The following is a 23,868-nucleotide window of genomic DNA, read 5'->3' on the forward strand; positions in this document are numbered from 1 at the left end:
CTCTACAAAGCATCCAGCTTCTTCACCACCAGCTCATTCAGCAGCGCAGGATTAGCCTGTCCCTTCGACAGCCGCATCACCTGCCCCACAAAGAACGCCGCCACCGTCTTCTTCCCACCCTTGTACTGCTCCACCTGCTTCGCATTCCCCGCGATCACCTCATCGATCATCGCCTCAATCGCGCCCGTATCCGAGATCTGCGTCGGCTTATCCCGCTCATAGATCTCCGCAAAGTCCTTCCCCTCGGCAAACGAAGCATCCAGCAGCTGCTTCAGCATCTTGCTCGATAGCTCACCCGACTCCGCCAGATCCGCCGCCATCACCACACCCGCCATGCTCACCGGTGACTGCTCCGGCTCCAGCCCCGCCGCCCGCAGCCGCATCGTCAACTCGCTCGTCAATAACGACGCCACCCGCTTCGGACTCTTCGCCTTCTTCGCCGCCTCTTCAAACCTGTCTGCAAACTCCCTTGTCGCCGTCAGCGTAGCCGCATCCTGCGCAGAAATCTCATACTCCGCAATCATCCGCGCCCGCCGAGCCTCCGGCAGCTCCGGCAGCATCTTCAATATCTCCGACTGCCACTCCGCCCCCACCACCAGCGGCGGCAGATCCGGCTCCGGAAAATACCGGTAGTCATGCGCCTGTTCCTTGCTCCGCATCGAGTACGTCCGGCCCTCCGCAGAGTTCCACAGCCGCGACTCTTGCACCACCCGTCCGCCATCTTCGATCACGCCAATCTGCCGCTCAATCTCGTACTCCACCGCCGCGCGAATATACCGAAAGCTATTAACATTCTTCACCTCGGCCTTAGTGCCGTAAGCTTTAGCCCCAAACTCCGCAGCATCCTTCTTCAGCATCACGCTCACATTCGCGTCACACCGCAGCGAACCCTCTTCCATATTGCAGTCGCTCACGCCCGTATAAAGCAGAATCTCCTTCAGCTTCGTCAGGTACTCAAACACCTCATCCGCCGTCCGCAGATCCGGCTCGCTCACAATCTCCACCAGCGGCGTCCCGCAGCGGTTCAGGTCGATATATGTCTTCGACACTGAGTCCGCAAACCCGTCATGCACACTCTTGCCCGCGTCCTCTTCCATGTGCAGACGCGTCACCCCAATCCGTTTCGTCACCACCGCGCCGCTCGCATCGAACGCCGGAACCTCAATCCATCCACCCTCCGCAATCGGCTTATCGAACTGCGAGATCTGGTACCCCTTCGGCGAATCCGGGTAAAAATAGTTCTTCCGCGAAAAAATACTTTTCTCGCGTATCTCACAGTTAATAGCCCTCGCCGCCAGCACCGCAAACTCCACCGCCCTGCGATTCAGCACCGGCAACGCACCCGGCAGTCCAAGGCAAGTCGGGCAGCAATGCGTATTCGGCTCTCCGCCGTATCTGTTGATACATCCGCAGAACGCCTTTGTCTCCGTCAAAAGCTGAACGTGAACCTCCAGCCCGATCACAGGCTGGTACTTGGCTAAAACCTCTGGCGTAATCTCTGTCAACGTAGGCATGCGTACCTCCGATTCTAACAAGCGTCTAACTCTGGCACCCCAATTTATGGCCCGAAAGGTGCAATTCGTATGAGAGAATCCGCTCATCCGATTTAGGGATGCACGACACTATGAAAACCCTGCCTCCGCCAAAAACTCGAACCTACAAAGTCGACTCCCGCCACTTCATGCCCATGGTCGGCGACCTCGTCGAACTCGTCACCGTCCGCATCGCCGACAAGTCCACCCGCAGTCATGTCGTCCAGCTCGGCCGCAGCATCCGCCAGCACGCCTTCGACGCACGCGACACCCTCCCCGTCATCGACCATCCCTCCCTCCCCGCCTTCCTCGGCTGCGACGAACTCGGCGACATCGTCCTCCCCTCCGTCGACACCATCAGCCTCTCCGGTCTCGGCTTCGTCATCCCCTACACCCTGCTCGCCACCATCGCCAGCGCCCTCAAGCCAAAAAAGATCTTCGAGATCGGAACCTTCCGCGGCGTCGGCGCCCTCACCATGGCCATCAACGCCCCACAAGCCGAGATCTACACCCTCGACCTGCCCGAGCAGTACACCAGCACCGAGATCGAAACCCTCAGCAAGGGCGACAAAGAGTGGGTCCGCCTCTCCCGCACCTCCACCGGTTTCGCCTTCCAGTCCCACCCCGCCTCCGTCCGCATCCACCAGCTCCGCGGCAACTCCCTCACCTTCACCCCGCCACCCGAGCTCCGCAACGTCGACCTCTGCTTCATCGACGGCGGCCACTCCTACGAGTGCATCAAAGCCGACACCGAGACCGCCCTCAGGATCCTCTCGCCCAACGGTGTCATCGTCTGGGACGACTACACCTGGTTCATCGACGGCGTCAGTAACTACCTCACCGAGCTCAGCCGATCCCTCAGACTCCACCGCATCGCCGGCAGCCAGCTCGTCATCTACCGCCGCGAACCAGAGCACTTCCACTAACCTCCAATCCCGCGAATTTCACTGCTTATCGAATGAGAAGCTATTCCTGCTCGAAGGACAGGCAGAGAGACGTGGAATTCGCCAATCTTGCCCGTCCTTTTGCTTGTCCTTTTGTTTGTCATCCCGTAGGGATCTGCGGTTGCCGTTGTACTTGCCGTTGCCCGTCCCTTTGTTTGTCATCCATAGGCATCTGCCTTTGCATTTGCAGCTAATCTAAACCCACATGGAACCCATCACCCACCTCATGACCGGAGCCTGCCTCGCCCGCTCCGGCTTCAACCGCAAAGCCGCCTACGCTACCGCCGTCATGACCATCGCCGCCGAGGCCCCCGACCTCGACACCCTCTGGTCCATCGACGGTCCTATCGCCTCATTCCAGCACCACCGCGGCTGGACCCACACCCTCATCGGCATCCCCTTCGAAGCCGCCATCCTCGTCGGAGCCTTCTACCTATATCACCGCTGGCGAACCCGTTCCAACAGCCCCGCCAAACCACCCCGCGCCCCCATCAGCTGGCCCCTCCTCTACCTCTTCGCCCTCATCGCCTTCCTCAGTCACATCCTCCTCGACTGGACCAACAACTACGGCATCCGTCCCTTCTTCCCCTTCAACCCCCACTGGTACGCCGGCTCCTTCGTCTTCATCTTCGAACCCGTCCTCTTCCTCATCCTCCTCACCGCCCTCGTAGCCCCATCCCTCTTCGGACTCATCAACGCCGAGGTCGGCGCAAACAAACCCGCCTTCCGCGGACAGAACTGGGCCATCTTCGGCCTCCTTGCCACCCTCGCCCTCTGGTCCCTGCGCTACATCGAGCACGACAAAGCCCTCACCCTCGCACAGGCCGCCGACTATGGCGGAGCTCCCGTCTCCCGCGTCTTCGCCAGCCCCGCACCCATCAATCCCTTCCGCTGGTACACCATCGCCGAGACGCCGCAGTTCTTCCAGCTCTCCACCACCAACACGCGCGACAACGCCGTCGCAACCAACCCTCAGTCGGACATCGTCTACAAACCACCCACCACCCTTGGCACCCTCGTCGCCAAACGCAGTTGGCTAGGCGAGGTCTACCTCGACTGGTCGCAATGGCCCGTGGTCACAGACATAGGCGCCGACGCCGACGGCCTCACCACCGTCACCTTCCGCGACCTGCGCTTCTTATCGAATATGCCTCTACTCCCCAAACAAAAGAGCGCCCCACTCTCAGGAGCCGTCGTACTCAACCCCGACCGCCGCATCCTCCACATGGACTTCGACGGCCGCACCCAACACTAACCCCGAGCAACGCGAGGCCCATCGCACACCACCCTGCCGAGACAAGGTACAAAAGTCACGAAGTGACCTCCCGCCGAGCAGGCGGCCCGTCCGGCAGGACAGCGTCTTTTACTCCTCCACCGGAAGCGAAGTCCCCCGCCTTCGGTCGAACACCTTCCGCATCACATACACCGCCAGAAGCAAAACGAAGATACCGACCCCCGCCAGCATCACCTCCCGATGATGGTGCAGCGTATTCATCATCGTGTGGAAGATCGTCGGTCCGTACACCATGATGATCAGCGCCACGATCACAAACCGGACGAACTTGCCCAGCAGCAGCGCCGAAAAAAACCACAGCGGCTTCATCTCAAACACGCCCGCCGCAAGCTCAAAGATCTTCACCGGAAACGGCGGCGGCATCATCGCCGGAATCATGATGGCCAGAAACTCCTGCTTCTCAAACCGGTCCCGCAGCTGCTCATACCGAGCGCGATTGATCCGCTTCAACAGAAAAAGCTCGCCTCCCGCCCGTCCCAGATAGTACGGCAGCAGACTACCGATCGCCGCCCCCAGCGCACCCATGAAGCAATAGATCAAAAACTTCGCATGGTCGCGCACCACATACTCCACCACCATAGCGTCCAGCGGCATCGGAATTGACGACGAGTCAATGATCCCCACGATCAGCACGCCAAACGCGCCCAGCGGCTTCAGGATCGCAAGCAGCCACGCATTCGCCTTCACCAGTCCAACGCCGATCTTCTTCCACGGCACCGCCGCCGCCAGCATCCTCACCGTCACCGTCGCACCTCGGAGCTGTTCCCAAACGAATCCTCATGGCTCACCCGCCCCGCCAGCAACCCCAGCGCATGCGGCAGCACCGGCAGAATCGCCGCCAGCGAACTCCTCGCCCCCGCCGGACTCCCCGGCAGATTCACCACCAGCGTCCTCCCCACCGTCCCGCACACCCCACGGCTCAGCGCGGCAAACGGAGTATGCAGCAGACCATCCGCCCGCATCCGCTCCGCCAGCCCATCCACCAGCCGCTCGCACACCATCCTCGTAGCCTCCGGCGTCACATCCCGCTCCGCCAGCCCCGTGCCTCCGGTCGTCACAATCAGCGCTGCAACTTTCGCGTTACGCCGCAGAGCCTCGACGATCAACTCCACCTCATCCGGCATCGTCTCGGCAACAATGTCCACCAAACCTGCACCCTCCAGAAGTCCGCGCACCGCAGGCCCCGATACGTCAATCTCTTCGCCGCGGGAGCAGCGATCACTGATCGTCAGCACAGCCGCGCGAGTATTAGAAAAAAAAGTTTGCGTCACTTCTCCAGTTTACGGGTTTCAGTAAGTTAGGCCTAACTTCGCTCTCACGAAATCCGCATCAGAAGTGAGAGAATAGAGTGGACTGCGCCATCCGCCGCCGTCACGGCAATTTGATCACCCGCTGGAACGATTTCAGCAAACTATTCGTCTCACGCACACGTCAGACACAGAGCCTATGCCTTCACTCGAGACCCCGCCCAAGTCCGTCCCGCCCACCCAGCCCATCAAGGTGCGCACCGGCCGCTACGGCGAACTCGAAGAACACGAGCTCGTCCATCTCCTCGACTCCCTCGACGACGAGCGCTCCAAGGCCCGCTTCCGCGAGTCCATCTACATCTCCATCATCATCTACGCGGCCATCTGCTGGTTCCTCTTCTACGGCCCCCGCGTCCTCTTCCACCAGCCCCGCCTCATCAACCCCGTCGACGCCATCAAAGAACACGAGAAGCAGCTCACCTTCCTCGACGACCCCAAAACCGTCTCCAAGCTCGCGCCCAAAAGTCCCAAGGCCGCGAAAGAGCAGCCCCGCACCCCGCCCACACGGCCCACGCTCGACAAAAAGACCCTCGACCAGCTCAAGGCCATGCGCAAGGCCGCCACCCCCCTGCCACCGGCCCCCACGCCCCAGCCTCCAGCTCCCGCGCAGCAGCAGCCGACGCCACCCACCCCGCAGCCTCCACCCGCGCCCCAGCCCACCCAGCAGGCCCTCGTCGAAGCCCCCAAGCCCGCACCCTCCAAGCCCAACTTCGGCAACCCCAACCAGACCGCAGGCGACGCCATCCGTCAGGCCGCCCAAAACGCCGCCCGCGACCACGGCTCCTCCGGCGGAGACCTCGGCGGCAGCGCCTCCGGCGGACGCTCCGGCATGGGCACCGGCGTAGACATCCTCTCCGACACCCAGGGCGTAGACTTCGGCCCCTACATCCGCCGCATCCTCGGCGACATCCGCCGCAACTGGATACCCCTCATTCCCGAAGAGGCCCGTCCCCCCCTCAACAAGCAGGGCGAGACCCTCATCCGCTTCACCATCCTCCCCGACGGCCGCATCGCCGCCATGAACCTCGACGGCTCCAGCCAGGACACCGCCATTGACCGCGCCTGCTGGGGCGGCATCACCGGCGTAGGCCAGTTCCCCCCGCTGCCCGCCAACTTCCACGGCCCCAACCTCGAACTCCGCATCGACTTCCTCACCAACAAGCCCCTCCCCAACCAGTAGCCTTCAGCCCTGCACCCAAAACCAAGCCCGCACTCAGCGGGCACAATCCGTCGTGTAATGTCTAACCAGCGAATCCCCAAAATAAATCCCAAATGAACTTAAAAAGTTCAGGAGAGACCCTGCATGAATCTCAACCGCCGCGACTTTCTCTCCACCACCACCCAAGCCATCGCCGGAATCAGCCTCCTCCAAACCGCCAGCCTCCACGCCCAGAACTACTCCCAAACCCCCGCCCCCCACTCCGCTCCAACTACCATCACCGAACGCTCCGTCCTCCTCGCCGGCGACTCCGCACCCATCACCCCCCAAGGCCGCATCCAGCAACTCGCCCAGCTCCTCGAAAAGTCCCCCCACACCAACGACACCTACCTCAAAGGCGGAGCCATCGAGCAGCTCGAAGCCGCCATGGCCGCCATGCTCGGCAAAGAAGACGCAGCCTTTCTCCCCACCGGCACCCTCGCCAACAACCTCGCCGTCCGCCTCCTCTGCGCCGACAATCACCACGCCCTCGTCCAGCGCGAGAGCCACCTCTACCTCGACGAGAGCGACTCCGCCCAGATCCTCAGCGGCCTCAACCTTGTCCCCCTCGCACCCGGCAAAGCCGCACCCACCTACGAAGAGATCGCCGCCGCCATCGACTCCGCCGAACACGGCCCCTACCCACTCAAAGTCGGCGCCATCTCCATCGAAAGCCCCGTCCGCCGCCAGGACGGTGAGAGCGTCCCCTACGCCCAACTCGAACGCATCTCCACCCTCGCCAAACAGCACGGCATCGGCATGCACTGGGACGGCGCCCGCTCCCTCCTCCTCTCAGGCACCCCCGGCTTCGATCTCGCTCGCACCAGCGCCCTCTTCGACACCGTCTACGTCTCGCTCTACAAATATCTCGGCGCACCCTTCGGAGCCGTCCTCGCCGGTAAAAAAGACATCATCGCCAAGACCCGCGAGATGCGCCACATCTACGGCAGCCTCATCTACCAGGGCTGGCTCGCCGCCCTCCCCGCGCTCGATGCGCTTCCCACCTTCGCCACCCGCCTCACCCAGGCCCGCGCCAGCTACGAGCGCTTCCTCGCCGGCCTCCAGTCCGCAGGCGGCTTCACCATCAAACGCTTCGACAACCCCAGCAACATCAACTTCGTTCAGATCTCGCCCGAACGCCTCAAAGGCCTCAAAGAACGCCTCCTCGCCGCCGACATCCACGGCCGCCCACCCGTCGACGGCCTCATGCCCCTCTACCTCAACCTCAGCATCCTGCAAAAATCACCCGAAGAGCTCGTCAAAGCCTTCACCGGCTAAGGCCGTAACGACCCATAGTCCGCACCCAGCAAAGGCCTCTTCCACCCACGGAGGAGGCCTAAACTAACCACTATGCGCCCCGTACTACTCCTGCCACCCCTTCTTTCTCTCCTCACCACCCCCGCACCCGCACAGCAATCTCTCCAGCAACAGATCCAAACCATAGCCGCCGACGCCCACGGCAAAGTCTCCGTCGCCTGCTCCCTGCCCGACACAATGCCCAGCCCATCCCCGCTCAACTGCGACCTCAATCCAACCGCCCACCCACCCATGCAGTCCGTCTTCAAACTCCCACTCGCCCTCACCATCCTCCATCAGCTCGAGCAAGGCAAGTTCATGGCGTCATCCTCAAACCAGTCCTCAAACCGGTCTATAGACCAGCCCATACGCTTCCTTCCCGAAGACCGCATCCTCCCCAAGCCCTACAGCTCCCTGCAGGACAAGTACCCCAACGCAAACGTAGACGTTCCCCTGCGCACCCTCCTCCAACTCACCGTCTCCCTCAGCGACAACACCGCCGCCGACATCCTCCTCCGCATCGCCGGCGGCCCCGACGTCGTAGATAAATACATCGCCTCCCTCGGCATCACCGGCTTTCACCTGCGCGACGGAGAGAATGCCCTGCACCACAGCGTCCCACTTCAGTACCGCAACTGGTTCGAGCCACGATCCGCCGTCCAGCTCCTCCGCATCCTCAGCGACCGCTCTCCGCTCACACCCGAACACACCGCCCAGCTCCTCGCGTGGATGCGTCCCGCCACGCCTACCACCCGCCTCCAGGGCGACCTTCCTGCGGGAACCATCGTCGCCCACAAGTCCGGAACCTCCGACATCGACAACGGCGTCGCTCACGCCACCAACGACATCGGCCTCATCACCCTGCCCGACGGACGTCAGCTAGCCATCGCCGTATTCGTCACCGACTCGACCGCCGACACCGCCATCCGCGAAAAGGTCATCGCCCGCATCGCCCGAGCCGCCTACAACGCCGCGGTAAAAAATCCATAAGCCGAGCAACGCAAGGCCCCAAGCCGCTCGCATCCCCCAAACAAGGTACAAAAGTCACGAAGTGACCTCCCCCGAGCAGGCGGCCCGTCCGGCAGGACAGAGCCTCTACCAGGCAGAGCGGTATCATCGAAAAAACGGTCAACACCATCGCAACTCCACTCCAACACGAACGCCGCCGCCAGATCCGCGGCCTCCTCCTCCTGGCCTTCGCTGTCCTCCTCTTCAGCTTCCTCCGCGCCGGCTTCCATCACGTCTTCCCACCAAACTGGTGGCGTCTATGGTGACCCAGCCCGACCAGCCCCTCATCGTCCTCGTCGGCCCCACCGCCAGCGGCAAGACCGGGCTCGCCATCCACCTCGCCCAGACCTTCCAGGGCGAGATCGTAAGCTGCGACTCCGTAGCCGTCTACCGCGAGATGGAGATCGGCACCGCCAAGCCCACGCACGAAGAGCGCACCCTCGTCCCGCACCACATGATCGACATCGCCTGGCCCAACGAGGCCTGCACCGCCGGCGACTACAGCCGCCTCGCCCGAGAATCCCTCGCCGGCATCACCGCCCGCGGCACAGCAGACAACATTCTCATCACAAGCAGCGCATCCACACACGCTCCAGCCACACTATACATATCCGCACCTGCCAACCCCCGCCCCGCAGCCCGACACGGCCACCTCCCCATCGTCGCCGGAGGCACCGGCCTCTACCTCCGCGCCCTCATCGACGGCCTCTTTCCCGCGCCCCCCCAGACACCCGGCCAGCGCGAACGCCTCCGCCATATCGCCTCCACGCGCGGCCCCGCCTACCTCCACCGCCTCCTCACGCGCCTCGACCCCACCGCCGCATCCGCCATCCATCCCAACGACGCCTCCAAAGTCGTCCGAGCCATCGAAGTCTCCCTCGCCCAAACCCCCGCACCATCCCACCCCGCTCAAGCAATTCGCACCCCCATGACCAAGCAGTGGCAGCAAGGCCGCGACGCCCTCACCGGCTACCGCATCCTGCGCCTCGGTCTCAACCCGCCCCGCCCTCTCCTCTACGAGCGCATCAACCAGCGCGCCGCCGCGATGTTCGACCTCGGCCTCATCGAAGAGACCGAACGCCTCCTCGCCCGCTACGGCCCCGACTGCCGCCCCCTCACCTCCCTCGGCTACGCCGAAGCCTCCGCCGTCCTGCACGGCGAACTCACCCGCGAACAAGCCGTCACCCAGGCCCAGCAAGGCCACCGCAACTACGCCAAACGCCAACTCACCTGGTTCCGCCGCGAACCCAACATGCACTGGCTCCCCGGCTGCGGCGGCGACCCCGACATCATCGCCCAGGCCACCACCCTCGTCGCCCAACATCTCGCCCGCTAGACCCTCTCTGACAACCCTTACAAAGAAAAATCAAAAATATCCACAGAAATTCATCAAAAAGCTGGCGTACTTTCCCTTCCCAAAAACACACCCACTAGCCACCATGCCCACCACGCAAATCACCACTAGCTCACCAGCAAATAACCACGCCCCACCACCACCTTTTCCCAAAATCCCCTCAAAAATGCCCGCAAAACAGCAAAATCCCGGGTCGCCCCGGGACTCCACTTTTTTCGTAAATTCTCAAAACTCAGGAGGGCTGAATCACCAAATTATCCGCCAGTTTGAACCGCACAATCGACTCCGCCGGAATCTCGATATCCCGATTTCCCGTCAAGCCGCTTAGCAGCGTCCCGCCCCCACCTCCAACCAGCCCGCCCACCAGCAGTCCAACCCCGCCCGTAGCCACGCCGCCCACCAACATCCCTAGCCCCGCGCCGCCGCCGATAATAGCCGCCGACCGCTTGCCCTTCCCCTTCTTCGTACGCGTCAAATCCCCTGTATCCAGCGCGTAGCGCGACCCATTCAACGTCAGATACGTCAGCCGCAACTCCAGAATCGAAGACCCTTTGAAGTGCCCCCGCCGATGCGAAGCCACCACCACGCCGCTCACCGGCGCACCCTTCGGAATCACCACCCGATCGCCCACTCCCACCACCGGCTCCACCACCTCACCCGTAAACCGGTCGCCCGCGCGGCTCGTCTTCACGCTGATGTGTTGATCGATCCGAATCGTCAGATTCGTTCCCGCAGCAACGTTCACATCCGCCGGCCGCACAATCGGAGCCGAACCCGGAGCAGGCGCTGCCACCGGCTGGCCCGAAGAGTCCATCTGCCCCGCCGTCACCGGCTGCCCCGTAGCGTCTGCAGGCCCTCCCGGCGCGGTCGCAGGCGTATTCGCCGCCACACCCGCCGCCGGAGTCGTGGTCGTCGTCATAGCCTGCCCTGTCTGCCCCTGCACCGGCGGCTGCACCGTCGTCGTCGTCACATTGCCGTTGCTGTCAGGCGGCGATATCACTTGCTGCGGCTGCCCCGTAGCCGCGGCCTGCTGCTTCGCTGTCTCAATCGCTGCATCCTGTTTCGACTTGCATCCAGCCAACATCGCCAACGCCAGCATCATCATGCACGCAGCTTTATTCGAATAAGTAAAGTTCATCGGGGCATCCTCGTTCAAATTCAAATGGGTTGACGATATAAAAGCTCAACAGCAACACGTCTCAACTGCGTAAGATGCTCATTCCTCATAGAAGACCGCCCGGCACAAAAGGATTAAGATAAATTTCATGACGACCGCAGCCGCCAACCGCCCTCAGCTCGCTCACCTCACCGCCCAGCTCGACGATCTCCGCCAGCGCGGAACCTTCTTCAAGCTGCGCGTGCTCGACGACCAGCAGGCCCCCGTCTGCACCTACGACGGCAAGCGCGTCATCAACCTTGCCTCCAACAACTACCTTGGGCTCTGCAACGATCCCCGCCTCGAAGAAGCCGCCATCGCCGCCACGCGCAAGTACGGCGCAGGCTCCGGAGCCGTCCGCACCATCGCCGGCACCATGCACATCCACATGGAGCTCGAAGAAAAGATCGCCGCCTTCAAAGGCGTAGAGGCCTGCGTTGTCTTCCAGTCCGGATTCGCCGCCAACGCCGGCACCGTCTCCAGCATCCTCGGCAAAGAAGACTTCATCCTCTCCGACGAGCTCAACCACGCCAGCATCATCGACGGCGCCCGCCTCTCCCGCGCCAAGATCAAGGTCTTCCGCCACAAAGACATCGCCCACGCCGAAGAGCTCCTGCAAGAGGTCCAGAACGAGCCCGGCCGCAAGCTCCTCATCACCGACGGCGTCTTCTCCATGGACGGCGACATCGGCCCCGTCGACAAGCTCGCCCGCCTCGCCGAAAAGTACGGCGCCATCATGATGGTCGACGACGCCCACGCCAGCGGCGTCCTCGGCCGCAACGGACGCGGCTCCGTCGATCACTTTCATGTCACCGACAAAGTCGACGTTCAGGTCGGCACCCTGTCAAAAGCCATCGGAGCCCTCGGCGGCTACGTCTGCGGCAGCCGCGATCTCATCGACTATCTCTACCACCGCGCCCGCCCGTTCCTCTTCTCCACCTCGCACCCACCCTCTGTCACCGCCACCTGCATCGCCGCCTTCGACATTCTCGAAGCTGAGCCTGAACGCATCCAGCGCCTCTGGGACAACACCTGGTACTTCAAGCAGCAGCTCACCAACGCAGGCTTCGACGTAGGCGGCAACACCACACCCAAAAGCGAGACCCCTATCACGCCTATTATCATCGGCGACGGTCGCAAGACCATGGACTTCTCTCGCGCCCTCTTCGACGCAGGCGTCATGGCCACCGGCATCGCCTTTCCCACCGTTCCCGAGGGAAAAGCCCGCATTCGCACCATCATGACTAGCGAACACACCCGCGAACAGATCGATCAAGCCCTCGAAGTCTTCACCTCTGTCGCGAAGAAAACCGGAGTTCTGCAAGCCTGAGCCACAGTCTTAATCAACCCGGCACTCGGTCAATCCCCGCGATTTTCTTCAATAGCACACTGTAAAGAGGCTATCCTTAGAAGATATGCGTCTCAGCCGTGTGCCCCTTTGTCACCATCGCCAGCTCAGGCTGATCAGCCTGCTGCTTGGCTCTGCTCTCTTCACCACGATCGTTGGGGCACCCGCATCTCTCCGTGCACAGCAGCCACTGTCTACCGTCGACAGCGCCACCTCTTCTTCCTCCATCGAAGCAGCGAGCCTTACTGTCCCCACTCCCAACTTCGATCTGCCCGATGCCCCCGGCGAGCTTCGCTTCCAGCAACCCACCCAGACGACGAGTCCGGCTCAACCCGTCCAGACAAACAATCCCGATGCTGTCAGTCCGAACGGCACCCAGCAGACCAAGCGCATCCTCGGCATCATGCCCAACTTCCGCTCTGTCTCCGCCGATACCAAGCTCCCGCCCATGAGCCCGAAGGATAAGTTCATCATCGCCGGCAAGGACACCTTCGACTACTCGTCCTTCATCATCGCCGGCATCCAGGCAGGCTTCTCCATGAACGGCGACTCCTACCCCGAGTTCCATCAAGGCCTCAAAGGGTTTGGCCGCTACTACTGGCACACACTCGCCGACACCATCGACGAAAACTTTATGGTCGGCGGCCTTGGCCCCATGGTCTTCCATCAGGACAACCGCTTCTACACCCTCGGCCACGGCGGCTTCGTCAAACGCAGTACCTACGCCTGGACGCGCGTCCTCATCTCCCGCAAGGACGACGGCAGCTCCACCTTCAACTTCGCTGAGGTCATCGGCTCCGGTGCCTCCTCCGGCATCTCCACCCTCTACTACCCCACCAAATACCGCACCTGGACCAAGGTTGGCCAGAAGTGGCTCACCAGCGATCTCATCGACGGCGCCAACTTCATGCTCAAAGAGTGGTGGCCCGACATCAACAAGAAGGTCTTCCACACCCACTAATGCTGGTCGGGATCATCATTGCCGAGCAACGCGAGGCCCTCAGAGGATAACCTGCCACGACAAGGTATACGAGTCACGAAGTGACCTCCCGCTGAGTAAGCGGCCCGTCCGGCAGGACCGTTCGTACGAGAAGATTTTATTGCCCCATCACGAATCCCGTTTTATGCTGAACCCGTCCCTCGCGAGGCCGGAGCCGCCGGTCTCTACCTGCACCGCAAACCAGTTCGCGGCGGTGCGGACGGAGGAGTCAGCGACACATGCTTTCGTGAGGACAACCATGCCTAAATTGAAGATCGTCTACCTCGAACTGCCGGCGAACGAGCTGGCGGTCAGCAGGAACTTCTATGCCAAACTCTTCGGCTGGACCTTCCAGGACTACGGCCCGACCTACGCCGCCTTCTCCGACAGCGGCACCGACGGCGGCTTCAACGCAGACCCAGCCGAACGCACGCAGCATCCTCTTCCAGTCATCGAGTCCGAAGATCTAGAGGAGACCGAACAGAGCATCCTGAAGGCAGGCGGCAAAATAACCCTCCCCACCTTCAGCTTCCCCGGTGGTAGGCGCTTCCACTTCACCGACCCCGCAGGCAACGAACTAGCCGTCATGCAGCGCGAATAACCGCAATAAGTTTGAGCACTAACCCTTGAAGACGATGCGTCCTTCGCTGATCGTAGCCACCACCCGACCCAGCATAGGCGCACCGTCGAAGGGCGTATTCTTCGACTTCGAGCGCGTCTTCTTCACCTCAAAGCTCCACTCCGCCGCCGGATCGAACACCACCAGATCCGCGAAGCTCCCTGCACTGAGCCTGCCCCGCCCATCCAGCGAAACAATCTCCGCAGGCTGAGCGCTCATCAACTCAATCACCCGCGAGATCGGCATCCCCTCGCCCTTGTGCAACACTCGCAGCGCCAGTCCCAGCGCAGTCTCCAGCCCGGTAATCCCATTCGGAGCCCGTTCAAACTCCTGCTCTTTCTCAAACAACGCATGTGGAGCATGATCGGTCGCAATACAATCCACCGTGCCGTCCATCAATCCCGCGATCATCGCCACGCGATCCGCCTCCGCCCTCAGCGGCGGATTCATCTTCGCATTCGTGTCGTACTCTCCAATCGCCTCATCCGTCAGCGTGAAGTGATGTGGCGCCACCTCGCACGTCACATGCAGCCCTTCGCGCTTCGCCTTTCGAATCGCATCCATCGCCCGCGCCGTCGACACATGCTGCACATGCAGATGCGGCCGCAAGCCATCGTGCCGCTCGATATCCCGCAGCAGTCCAATATCCCGCTCCACAATCTTCGCCTCTGCCTCCACCGACATCCCGCGCAGTCCCAGCCGAAACGCCACCGGCCCCGCGTTCATGCTGCATCCGCCCGTCAAACGCGTGTCCTCTGCATGCTGTGAGATCGGCACCCCAATCCCCGCCGCGGCCACCAGCGCCGCCCGCATCACGCGAGTCTCCAGCACCGGCTTTCCATCATCGGTAAACCCAACCGCGCCCGCGTCACGTAGCTCGTGATAGTCCGTGATCTCTTCGCCCATGCTGCCAAACGTAGCCGCTGGCATAGCGAACAGCTTCACGACGGCACCGCGCGCCGCATCCTGCATCCACTTCAGCGACGCCACCGAGTCGTTCACCGGAACAGTATTCGGCATCGCCACCACGCTCGTAAAACCACCCGCCGCAGCCGCAGCCGTACCCGTCGCAATCGACTCCTTGTACGTCTGTCCCGGCTCGCGCAGATGCACATGCACATCCACCAGCCCCGGTGCGACGACCATGCCCGCAGCGTCGATGGTGTCCTTCGCCTTCGCAAACCTCAGCCCACCCGGCATCTCTATCGCCGTCACACGCCCATGCCTTAGCAGCAGATCCCGCTCGTCATCTATGCCGCTTACCGGATCGACCAGCCGGCCATTCAAGATCAATACGTCACTCATACCGTTACACTCTCGAATTCACCCGCACCCAGCGCTCTCACCAGCAGCGCCATCCTTATGAATAACCCATGCCGCACCTGGTCTTCAATCGCCGAGTTCGGTCCATCCGCTACCTCGCCCGCAATCTCCAGCCCGCGAATCATCGGCCCCGGATGCATCACCAGAGCATTCGGCGCGCACGCCGCCAGCCGCTCCTCGTTCAACTGATACCGCGCAATATAATCCGCAAGATCCAGCTCCAATCCCACCACCCGCTCTCGCTGAATCCGCAGCATCATCACCACACCCTTGCCGGAAGATCCAGCCCGCTTCAGCGCCTTATCAAAATCTCTCTCGATCTCCACACCCGACCCCAGCCCAAGCGCGTGCTCCGGCAGCAGCGGCACCGGCCCGCACAGCAACACCCTCGCGCCCAGCCTCGGCAGCAGCATCGCGTTCGACCGCGCCACCCGGCTATGCAAAATGTCTCCCGTAATCACCACGGTGACGCCCTCCAGCGTCTTCGCATGCACGCGCCCCGCAGGGATACCCGGCAACCGCGTCAGCATCGTCCGCGCATCCAGCAGCGCCTGCGAAGGATGCTCATGCATCCCATCTCCCGCATTCAGCACCGGCAGCCCCGTCGACTTCGCCAGCAGATACGGCGCACCCGAGTTCGGATGACGCAGAATGATGCACTCCGCGCCCAGCGCACGCAGCGTCAGCCCCGTGTCCTTCAGGCTCTCGCCCTTCTCAATCGACGAAGATTTATCGCTCACCAGCGTCGTCGTCGCACCCAGCGACTTCGCCGCCAGCTCAAACGACGTCCTGGTCCGCGTACTCGACTCATAAAACAGCAACGCCACCCGCCGACCCGCCAGCATCCGCGCCCGCTCCACCGGATGCATCGTCTCCAGGCTCCCAGCCGCCGCCAGAATCGCCGCAACCTCATCCACCGTCAGGTCCGCCACCGTCAGCAACGATCCCCCGGCATACTCAGACTTCTTCATCGCACCTTGCTCAGTCGAGATCGTCATCTGCAGCCGTCAGTCCACCAACTCGACCAGCAGCACCTGCTCCTGCCCGTCCACCTCGTTCAGCTTGACCTCGATAATCTCGCGCTTCGAGGTAGGAATCATCCGGCCCACATATGTCGCCTCAATCGGCAGCTCGCGATGCCCGCGATCGATCAGCACCAGCAGCCGCACGCTCTTCGGCCTTCCATGGTCGAACAGCGCATCCAGCGCCGCCCGTATCGTTCGGCCCGTATACAGCACATCGTCCATCAGGATGATGTCCCTGCCCGTCACATCGAACCCGATCGCCCCCGGCGTTACCTTCGGACGTATTCCATCGGTCGTCAGGTCGTCGCGATAAAAGCTGATATCCAGCACACCCGTATCCACCGGATGCTTTTCGATCTTCTCAATCAGCACAGCCAGCCGCTTCGCCAGCGGCACGCCCCTGCGCTTGATCCCGACCAGACCCACATTGGCGCTTCCGCCATGCTTTTCGACGATCTCATGAGCCAGCCGTACCAGCGTGCGCTCAATCTCTGAGGCCGACATCAACCGGCCCTTCTCACGAATCTTCGGCTTCTGTACTTCCGTATCTTCACTCATAGCAATTGCGCTGATGATATCAGTCCGGCACCCCAGAAGAAAAAGGCCGCGAAAACCCTAAACCGCTCACAGACCTACTCCGTCCGCAGCGCCACCACCGGGTCGATGCGCGAGGCACGCCGCGCCGGCAGATAGCTCGCCGCCAGTCCGCACACCCCAACCAGCATCACCACCGACAACGCAATCAAAGCGTCATATCCATTCAGCTTATATACAAGAATCGTCGTCAACACCTTGCCCGAAGCCACCGCGATCACAGACCCAATCGCAACGCCCACTCCAAGCAGCACCAGGGCATGTCGCAACACCATCCACAGTACGGACTCCCGCTGCGCTCCCAGCGCCAGACGCACCCCCAGCTCCCGCGTCCTCTGGCTCACCGAGTACGCCAGCAGCCCATAGATCCCCGCAACCGCAATCGCCAGCCCAGTCACTGCGAACAGGCCAAGCAGACGCACCGCCAGCACCTGGTTGCCCAGCGAGTCATCCACGACCGTCTGCATCGGCTGAACTCCGTCCATCACCGCCTCCGGTTGCAGCTCATGCACCACGCGCCGCATCTCCCCGCCCACCGTATCCGCCGCCAACGGCGAACGTACCGCCACATTCATATAGAACGTCCCCAGCACCGGATACAAGTCATCCTCCGGCAAAAGCTGCGCAAGGTTGTAATGAACCTCAGGCAGCGGAGGCTGCCCCAGCGTCTTCTGCGGACTGTCATCCACCACACCCACAATCGTCGCCCACTGCCGCTCCCCGGCATCGTTATATCTCACCCTCTGCCCCAGCGGACTCTCGTTCGTGAAAAACCGCTTCGCAAACGCACGATTGACGATCGCAGTAGGTGGGACCGCCGCCGAATCCGTAGAAGCAAAAAATCGCCCCTGCAAAAGCTGAATACCCATCGTCCGGAAGTAGTCTCCGCTCGTCGCCCGCACCTGCGCATAGGGCTTCGCCGCACGCTCCGGCTTCGGGTGGTCGGCCAGCTCCACGTTCATGTTGAAGTCCCAGTTTCCCTCCAGCGGACGAACCGTCGTCAACCCTGCCGACGCAGTGCCGGGAAGACTCTGGAGACGATCCAGCAGCGGCGTATAGAACGTCTGCACCAGCGACGGCCCGCTCTTATGCTCAGCCGTCTCCCCGCCAAGCACAGGCGAATGATTGGGAAGGAAGACCTGCCCTGTCACCACCTGGCTCGCAACAAAACCCACACGCGTACGCCGCAGCGAGATCAGCGTACGCACCATCAGCCCCGCGGCCACCAGCAGCGCCAGCGTCAGCGCAATCTCGCCTATCACCAGCGCGTCCCGCCATCTGCCCTGCTGCCTGCTCGTTCCCGCCGCAGCCGCTCCCTGCCGCAAACCCTCCTGCACCGGCGCCTTGGAGACATGCAGCGCGGGCAACAACCCAAACAGAATCGCAGACACGCACGACGCCCCAAACAGATACGCGCACACCTTCGCATCGATATGAATCTGATCGCCGAAGATAATCGCATCCGCCAGATAGTGTTTCAGCAGCCGCAGCGCCAGGCTCGCCAGCTCCAGACCCAACGCCCCACCCGCAAAGCTCAACAGCAGACTCTCCGTCAGAAACTGCCGCACCAGCCGTCCACGTTGCGCACCCAGCGCCGTACGCAGCGCCACCTCCTTGCGGCGATTATTTCCACGCGCCAGCAGCAGACCGGCAACGTTCGCGCATGCAATCAGCCACACCGCAAACACCGCCACGTCCAGCGCAATAATCGCGGGGCGCGCAGTCCCCGTCACCACCTCCGAATAAAGCTCCACGCTTACCCGATTCGCATCTTCGTCCTTCGGATACTCGTGCTTCAGTTGATCGTGAATCGAGTTCATCTCATGCGTGGCAGCCTCAATCGACACCCCCGGACGCAATCTGCCAAAGACGCTCAGCGACGCCGAACCGCGATCCTGCAGCGCCTTGTCATCCACCGGAAGCGGAGTCCAGATCGCGTTCCCACCCGCATTCGCAGGAAACGCAAACCCATCCGGCATCACCCCAATCACCGTATATGGAATCCCATTAATCGGCAGCGAACGCCCGACGATCCCCGCGTCCGCGTGATACATCTCCTTCCACACCGAAGCTCCAAGAATCACCACATCCGTCCGTCCCGCCTGGCTGTCCCCCGGCAGAAACGTGCGCCCCATCATCGGCCTCGCCTCCAGCAGATCGAACAGATTCGCGCTGGAGAGAAGCTGCGCAACCACCTTCGGCTCCGACGTCCCACCCAGCGTAGGCACCTGCTCGCTGAAGTATCCAATCTGCTGGAACGAATGACTCCGTGCCTGCCAGTCCCGCACGTTCGGCAGCGAGGTCGAGGCAAAGTTACCGCTCTCCGTGCGCACCGCCATCTGCACCACCTCCTGCGCCCGTGGAAACGGCATGCTGCGCAACAGCACTTGATCCACCACCGAGAACATAGCCGCGTTGATGCCGATGCCCAGAGCCAACGTCAAAATCGCAGTCAACGCAAAGACCGGTGAGTTCCTCAGTTGGCGAAAGGCATACTGCAGATCCTGGAGCAGAACAGTCATGGAGAGTCTCCCGAGCGACGAGCTTCACTTCTCAAGTAAAGAAGCACGTCTGCGCCCATCCCAAAGATTCTATAAGTCCATCCATCCCAGCGAGATGCGCTCAACCCTTACTTCCTCAACTGTCCACCCGCGCAAGAAGCCGTCCAAATCCGGACACTGCGCCTCCGCCAACTAAACCTCAAGCCTCCGGTGCCGTGTGTACCTGACCGGCAAACCTATCTTTCAACTTCAGCAACGGTCTCTCCAGTAGGCGATAGCTTATCGTCGCAATCAGGAGAGTCGCTGTGAATGCAATGAGCAGGGTCATGGAGTAGGCGTGCCGGGGAGAGATTCGTTGAGCAAGCGCCGAGTAAAAGTCATGCAGTTGATCGTGGTAGATATAAAAGCCGTAGCTGATCATGCCCAGGGCGCGCAATGGCTTCCAGCTAAGCGCAGCCCCAAGGGCGCTGCCGGGGTGGATGCACTCCAGAATCAGTGCAGCAGCGAAAACATCAATGACGGTAAAGCCAAACACTCCAATCCAGTTTGAAGCTGCCCCCTCCAGCGGCAAGGAAAGCACTTTGGTGGAGATGAAGTAGAGAGCGACAAAGAGGACCGTAGATACCAGAAGCAGAGGACGGCGTAGTCGACGCACCACGGTCTCTTCGGGACCTCGTAGACAGAGAGCGATAAGACCGCCGATAAGCAGCGCATCGAGGCGTGTAGGAAGGCTTCGGTAGAACAATTCCATGCGAAGGAATTGAGGTGAAAGAGCCACACTCAAAATGCCTCGAATGACGGGGCTGAGGATGATTACTGCGAGGCAGACTTTTATCAACGTCTCTCGCCTACGCACCTGGTACACAACGACCGGCCAGACGAGATAGAACTGTTCCTCGACACAAAGGGACCAGAAGTGGCCTATGTAGAGATGAAACGGATAGCCAAACCAGGAGCTAACCGGCGCTCCGAACGTTAGCTGTTCGAAGCGGTACGGATCACCGGGCACGTGGAGGAAGAGAAACCGAGCATAATTGCCGAGATAGACCGGCCAGAGTGCCCACCGCCAGCTCCATTGCCAATGAGCCAACGGTGCGAGGAGCAGAACGACCGCCCAGATGAAGTAGTATGGCGGGAAAATTCGTAGGCTACGCCGAACGTAAAAATCTCGATACCGGTGGCTCTTGTGCTGGCTATCGTAGAGGATGCCGGTAATAAGAAATCCAGACAGCACAAAGAAGATATCGACGCCGGTCCATCCCCAGCGAGACAGAAAATATCGGTTACCGTAGTGCTGAACGAACACCATCATGACAGCGATGGCTCGCAGACCATCCAGCGCAACGTAATACGCCGACTTCGGAACGCCAGGGGATCTCAAGGCCATCTTGATGACGTAACTATATGGGACGAAATGCAGCAGAGCTTGGCGTACGATCTTTGACGATTTGGTGTAGCGACCCCTTCAAGTATCTTCTGCAACCAAAGAGGCAGGGTTGACCTCCGCCAGCTAAGCCGAGACCTTCCGCCGCATCCGCAGAAACCCACTCACCGCCCCACCCACTGTCGACAGCACCAGCAGCAGTCCCGACATCATCGCAAACCCCGCCAGCATCATCCCCGCCCGCACCTCCGGTGAGTACAAAAACCGCAGCAGATCTGGTGTCTCTGGAGTCGTTGCCGCCGCCTTCTCCACCTGTGCATGCAGCATCTGGCTCAGCTCCGCGTCGAACCCCGCCATACTGTGCAACCCATACCGCGCCACCAGCCCGCCAATCGCCGCCGCCATCGCCAGGCACGCCATCAACGCAAGCCCCACCACCACCCCGATCTTCGCCCCCACGCCCGCATCCATCCACGCCAGCGGGCGCCTCTTCTGGTATAGCGCCAGCGTAATAATCGACCCGCTGATCGTCCACACCCAGCTCAGCAGCGACACCACCTGCACCCGCGACGCCACCAGCGTCAGCACAGCCGCAATCCCCGCCACCAGCGCCGCGCACCGTATGGCCGTTCTCCACTCCACCTGCTGCATCCTCGGCGGCGGCAACGCGCCCGTCGTATCGGCGTCGCCCGCGCTCGTCTGCTCCTCATAGTCCTGCAAAAAGATCTGAGGCGACCCGCAGTGCGGACAAAACGGAGACAGCCCATCCTTGGCCGGCAGCTCCAATCCGCAACGATGACAAAACTCATGCATATCTTATGAAGCTATCCCACGCCGAGAGGTGCGGCAAGCTCGCCCACTCTCACTGCGTCTGCCGCCCATTGCTATTGCTGTCGTCAATCGAGATATGTCCCGGAAGATCCAGCGCCACCAGTCCAATCTTCGTCCCGCTGCCGTCAGGATCGATCGCCGCAATATGCTGGTGCTGCTTCGAACCCGCCTTCAGCTCCATCTTCCCCGACATATCGTCGTTCACCGAGATGTGGTTCTCCTTCTCGTTATCGCACGTCAGCCCCTCCGACGTGCGCGCCGCTCCCACCGCCTTATTGTTCTCGCACTGAATCACGTCTCCATACCGCCCCAGCGCCTTCTTATAGAACGCCTGCACCTTGTCCGGACTATCCGGCGTCCTGTAACTAGCCGCCTTCACCCGCAGTTGAAATCCGCCAAAGCTGAAGTTCACATCCGCCGCGCCATCGTCCTTGTCCTTCTTCTTCAACAGCTCCGCACCCGGATACACCGGCAGACCCAGCCCGTCCATCACGGCCGTCTCGTTCGTCTTCACCGACATGCCTCCGAACGGCGTAGCGACCTTCACGTTATCGCCATCCGCATGCGAGTCATGTTCCACCCGACAGCCGCTCACCAATCCCGTCGCCAGAATCACCGCCAATGCCACCGTCTGCATGCCTCTCATCTCGCCTCCAAATCTTCAGAAAACAATACGTCGCGCTCAACGTCCTAGTTCCATTCGCCGCTGTCCCACTCATCGAAGCCCATGCGTCATCACGCATTCCATCACATCCCGGCGACAAATGCCCGCAAAAACCACGACCATCAAAGCGTCCATCCCGTAACCCTTCTCATTCGCACAAATCCTCCCCATCCAAACCACGCAACTCCGTGCAAAAAATAAGAAATCACCGCGTCTCAGTGGCCTATACTTACCAGAAGCCGCTCGTCAGGCGATCGGCCGGCAAGCGGTCAGGGAGTCTTTGGCATGGCGCAGCACCAGCCAATCCGCAAAACTCACGCCTCCGGGTCCGACATCCCGGACAAGCTCTACTTCCGCATCGGCGAAGTATCCAAGCTCTGCGAAGTCCCTGCCTACGTTCTCCGTTTCTGGGAGAGCGAGTTTCCCCAGCTCAAGCCACACAAAGGAGGTACCGGCCAGCGCCTCTACCGCCGCCGCGACGTCGAGATGGCCCTCCGCGTCAAAACCCTCCTATACGACGAGGGCTACACCATCCCCGGCGCCCGCCAGCTCCTCAAAGCCGAACTCAAGCACAAAGAGCCGCAGCTCGCACTCTCCATCGAAGACGCCGCCCCGCCGCTCGTCGACACCCGCCCGCTCCGCAAACTCCAGAAAGATCTGCGCGACCTCCTCGCCATGCTCTCCAAACCCTCCGCCCGCGCCGCCGTCCACCCCATCCGCGCCCCGCGAACGCCAACCCCGCCCCGCCGCACCACCGAAAGACTCTTTGACCTTCCACTATCGACAGAAGACAATAAGAGCTGACGATGAAATTCAAAGACGACTTCGACACCAACTCGCGCAGGCGTCACCGTCCCCACTCCTCGCACAGCCAGACCCCCTACCTCGGCACCAACGCCCTCCAGGGCGTCCCGCTCCAATGCCAGTTCTGCTCCGGCCAGACCTTCCGCCGCTCCACCCTCCGCGCCGACGATCTCTACCAGATGTTCCTCATGCGCTACCCCGTCCGCTGCCTCCGCTGCAGCCAGCGCCAGATGGTAAGCTTCGCCGTCGCCGGCATCTCTCTCTCCTCCAAGATCAAACCCAAGCGCATCGTCCGCAACACCGCCGCAGCCTGGGTCGAACCCACCAGCGAAAGCGCCACACCAACCCCCGCGCAGCAGGAAACCACCCACAACCCGTAGCTCCGGCCCGCACTCCTTCCAAAGCACCGGTATCGAAGCACCGATCGTCCCTCGTGCACGCCGCCGCGCATCAAGCCACCGTCCCTCGCGCAAACTACCAGTCAAAATTCTTCAAACTTTATCTGCCCGTCCGGCGAACCATCCCCGCCATTCATCGCGCCATATCTTACCGATAAAATCAACGCAGCCACCCCAGTGACTACAAACGAAGACCCCAACCCGATCCTCGCCCCCCTCGAACCCCCCCCCCATCTCGAGCACCCCCCCGCACCTGCCCCACCCCGCCGCAGCCCCTTCGCCTTCCTCAGCCCCTCGCACAACCACACC

Annotated in this window: 22 protein-coding genes; 11 read left to right on the forward strand and 11 right to left on the reverse strand. The window is 61.7% G+C overall.

Annotated elements, in window-relative coordinates; translation table 11 throughout:
* Positions 1–2: 2 nt before the first annotated feature.
* Positions 3–1,514 (reverse strand): Asp-tRNA(Asn)/Glu-tRNA(Gln) amidotransferase subunit GatB, encoded by a 1,512-nt coding sequence (gatB, locus tag GSQ82_RS14985; RefSeq protein WP_158793028.1) that lies wholly within the window; start codon positions 1,512–1,514, stop codon positions 3–5.
* 110 nt (positions 1,515–1,624) lie between these two features.
* Between gatB and GSQ82_RS14990 the strand changes: the two genes are divergently transcribed.
* Both GSQ82_RS14990 and GSQ82_RS14995 read left to right on the forward strand, forming a co-directional pair.
* Entirely contained in the window at positions 1,625–2,458 is an 834-nt protein-coding gene (locus tag GSQ82_RS14990; RefSeq protein WP_158793029.1) for an O-methyltransferase, read from the forward strand.
* Between the two features lie 223 nt (positions 2,459–2,681).
* A complete protein-coding gene (locus GSQ82_RS14995; RefSeq protein WP_158793030.1) occupies positions 2,682–3,731 on the forward strand; it encodes a metal-dependent hydrolase in 1,050 nt (349 codons plus the stop codon).
* A 108-nt stretch (positions 3,732–3,839) separates the two neighbouring features.
* Here GSQ82_RS14995 and GSQ82_RS15000 read toward each other — a convergent pair whose 3' ends face one another.
* On the reverse strand, positions 3,840–4,514 hold the full coding sequence (locus GSQ82_RS15000) for a YqaA family protein (RefSeq protein ID WP_254061665.1): 675 nt from the start codon (positions 4,512–4,514) through the stop codon (positions 3,840–3,842).
* Entirely contained in the window at positions 4,511–5,041 is a 531-nt protein-coding gene (locus tag GSQ82_RS15005) for a MogA/MoaB family molybdenum cofactor biosynthesis protein (protein WP_158793031.1), read from the reverse strand. The genes GSQ82_RS15000 and GSQ82_RS15005 overlap by 4 nt, the downstream gene beginning before the upstream one ends.
* 175 nt (positions 5,042–5,216) lie before the next feature.
* Between GSQ82_RS15005 and GSQ82_RS15010 the strand changes: the two genes are divergently transcribed.
* The 4 genes from GSQ82_RS15010 to GSQ82_RS15025 all read left to right on the forward strand — a co-directional run bounded on the left by GSQ82_RS15010 (position 5,217) and on the right by GSQ82_RS15025 (position 9,915).
* Entirely contained in the window at positions 5,217–6,257 is a 1,041-nt protein-coding gene (locus GSQ82_RS15010; protein WP_158793032.1) for a TonB C-terminal domain-containing protein, read from the forward strand.
* Positions 6,258–6,380: 123 nt separating this feature from the next.
* The gene (locus GSQ82_RS15015) at positions 6,381–7,553 is read left to right on the forward strand and encodes a low specificity L-threonine aldolase (protein WP_158793033.1); all 1,173 of its coding nucleotides are present in this window, start codon (positions 6,381–6,383) and stop codon (positions 7,551–7,553) included.
* A gap of 72 nt (positions 7,554–7,625) precedes the next feature.
* Positions 7,626–8,561 carry a class A beta-lactamase gene (bla, locus tag GSQ82_RS15020; protein ID WP_158793034.1) on the forward strand — a complete coding sequence of 312 codons (936 nt, stop codon included), beginning with the start codon at positions 7,626–7,628 and terminating at the stop codon, positions 8,559–8,561.
* A 277-nt stretch (positions 8,562–8,838) separates the two neighbouring features.
* Positions 8,839–9,915: a tRNA (adenosine(37)-N6)-dimethylallyltransferase MiaA gene (locus tag GSQ82_RS15025; protein ID WP_158793035.1), complete on the forward strand. Its 1,077-nt coding sequence runs from the start codon at positions 8,839–8,841 to the stop codon at positions 9,913–9,915.
* Positions 9,916–10,165: 250 nt separating this feature from the next.
* Here GSQ82_RS15025 and GSQ82_RS15030 read toward each other — a convergent pair whose 3' ends face one another.
* Positions 10,166–11,071 carry a hypothetical protein gene (locus tag GSQ82_RS15030; RefSeq protein WP_158793036.1) on the reverse strand — a complete coding sequence of 302 codons (906 nt, stop codon included), beginning with the start codon at positions 11,069–11,071 and terminating at the stop codon, positions 10,166–10,168.
* 127 nt (positions 11,072–11,198) lie between these two features.
* On the opposite strand from GSQ82_RS15030, the gene GSQ82_RS15035 reads away from it, so the two are divergent.
* The 3 genes from GSQ82_RS15035 (at position 11,199) to GSQ82_RS15045 (ending at position 14,017) form a co-directional block, all read left to right on the forward strand.
* Positions 11,199–12,419, forward strand: a complete 1,221-nt coding sequence (locus GSQ82_RS15035; protein WP_158793037.1) for a glycine C-acetyltransferase — start codon at positions 11,199–11,201, stop codon at positions 12,417–12,419.
* A gap of 85 nt (positions 12,420–12,504) precedes the next feature.
* Positions 12,505–13,398, forward strand: a complete 894-nt coding sequence (locus GSQ82_RS15040; protein WP_254061666.1) for a hypothetical protein — start codon at positions 12,505–12,507, stop codon at positions 13,396–13,398.
* A gap of 163 nt (positions 13,399–13,561) precedes the next feature.
* Positions 13,562–14,017, forward strand: coding sequence for a VOC family protein (locus GSQ82_RS15045; protein WP_254061667.1), 456 nt, complete (start codon positions 13,562–13,564; stop codon positions 14,015–14,017).
* An 18-nt stretch (positions 14,018–14,035) separates the two neighbouring features.
* Here the strand turns inward: GSQ82_RS15045 and GSQ82_RS15050 are convergent, their stop codons facing one another.
* The 7 genes from GSQ82_RS15050 to GSQ82_RS15080 all read right to left on the reverse strand — a co-directional run bounded on the left by GSQ82_RS15050 (position 14,036) and on the right by GSQ82_RS15080 (position 22,339).
* The gene (locus GSQ82_RS15050; RefSeq protein WP_158793038.1) at positions 14,036–15,340 is read right to left on the reverse strand and encodes a dihydroorotase; all 1,305 of its coding nucleotides are present in this window, start codon (positions 15,338–15,340) and stop codon (positions 14,036–14,038) included.
* Positions 15,337–16,356, reverse strand: a complete 1,020-nt coding sequence (locus GSQ82_RS15055; RefSeq protein ID WP_158793039.1) for an aspartate carbamoyltransferase catalytic subunit — start codon at positions 16,354–16,356, stop codon at positions 15,337–15,339. The genes GSQ82_RS15050 and GSQ82_RS15055 overlap by 4 nt, the downstream gene beginning before the upstream one ends.
* Before the next feature lie 9 nt (positions 16,357–16,365).
* Positions 16,366–16,941: a bifunctional pyr operon transcriptional regulator/uracil phosphoribosyltransferase PyrR gene (gene pyrR, locus GSQ82_RS15060; RefSeq protein WP_305794675.1), complete on the reverse strand. Its 576-nt coding sequence runs from the start codon at positions 16,939–16,941 to the stop codon at positions 16,366–16,368.
* A 74-nt stretch (positions 16,942–17,015) separates the two neighbouring features.
* Positions 17,016–19,499, reverse strand: a complete 2,484-nt coding sequence (locus GSQ82_RS15065; protein ID WP_158793040.1) for an ABC transporter permease — start codon at positions 19,497–19,499, stop codon at positions 17,016–17,018.
* Between the two features lie 178 nt (positions 19,500–19,677).
* Positions 19,678–20,859 (reverse strand): acyltransferase, encoded by a 1,182-nt coding sequence (locus GSQ82_RS15070; RefSeq protein ID WP_158793041.1) that lies wholly within the window; start codon positions 20,857–20,859, stop codon positions 19,678–19,680.
* 129 nt (positions 20,860–20,988) lie between these two features.
* On the reverse strand, positions 20,989–21,675 hold the full coding sequence (locus tag GSQ82_RS15075) for a zinc ribbon domain-containing protein (RefSeq protein WP_158793042.1): 687 nt from the start codon (positions 21,673–21,675) through the stop codon (positions 20,989–20,991).
* Positions 21,676–21,724: 49 nt separating this feature from the next.
* Positions 21,725–22,339, reverse strand: a complete 615-nt coding sequence (locus GSQ82_RS15080; protein WP_158793043.1) for a hypothetical protein — start codon at positions 22,337–22,339, stop codon at positions 21,725–21,727.
* Positions 22,340–22,642: 303 nt separating this feature from the next.
* Here GSQ82_RS15080 and GSQ82_RS15085 point away from each other — a divergent pair, with 303 nt between their 5' ends.
* Positions 22,643–23,161 (forward strand): MerR family transcriptional regulator, encoded by a 519-nt coding sequence (locus GSQ82_RS15085; protein ID WP_158793044.1) that lies wholly within the window; start codon positions 22,643–22,645, stop codon positions 23,159–23,161.
* Positions 23,162–23,163: 2 nt separating this feature from the next.
* The gene (locus GSQ82_RS15090) at positions 23,164–23,541 is read left to right on the forward strand and encodes a hypothetical protein (RefSeq protein ID WP_158793045.1); all 378 of its coding nucleotides are present in this window, start codon (positions 23,164–23,166) and stop codon (positions 23,539–23,541) included.
* The last annotated feature ends 327 nt before the right edge of the window (positions 23,542–23,868 follow it).

Origin of the sequence: Granulicella sp. L60 (genome assembly GCF_009765825.1) — a bacterium.
GTDB lineage: Bacteria > Acidobacteriota > Terriglobia > Terriglobales > Acidobacteriaceae > Edaphobacter.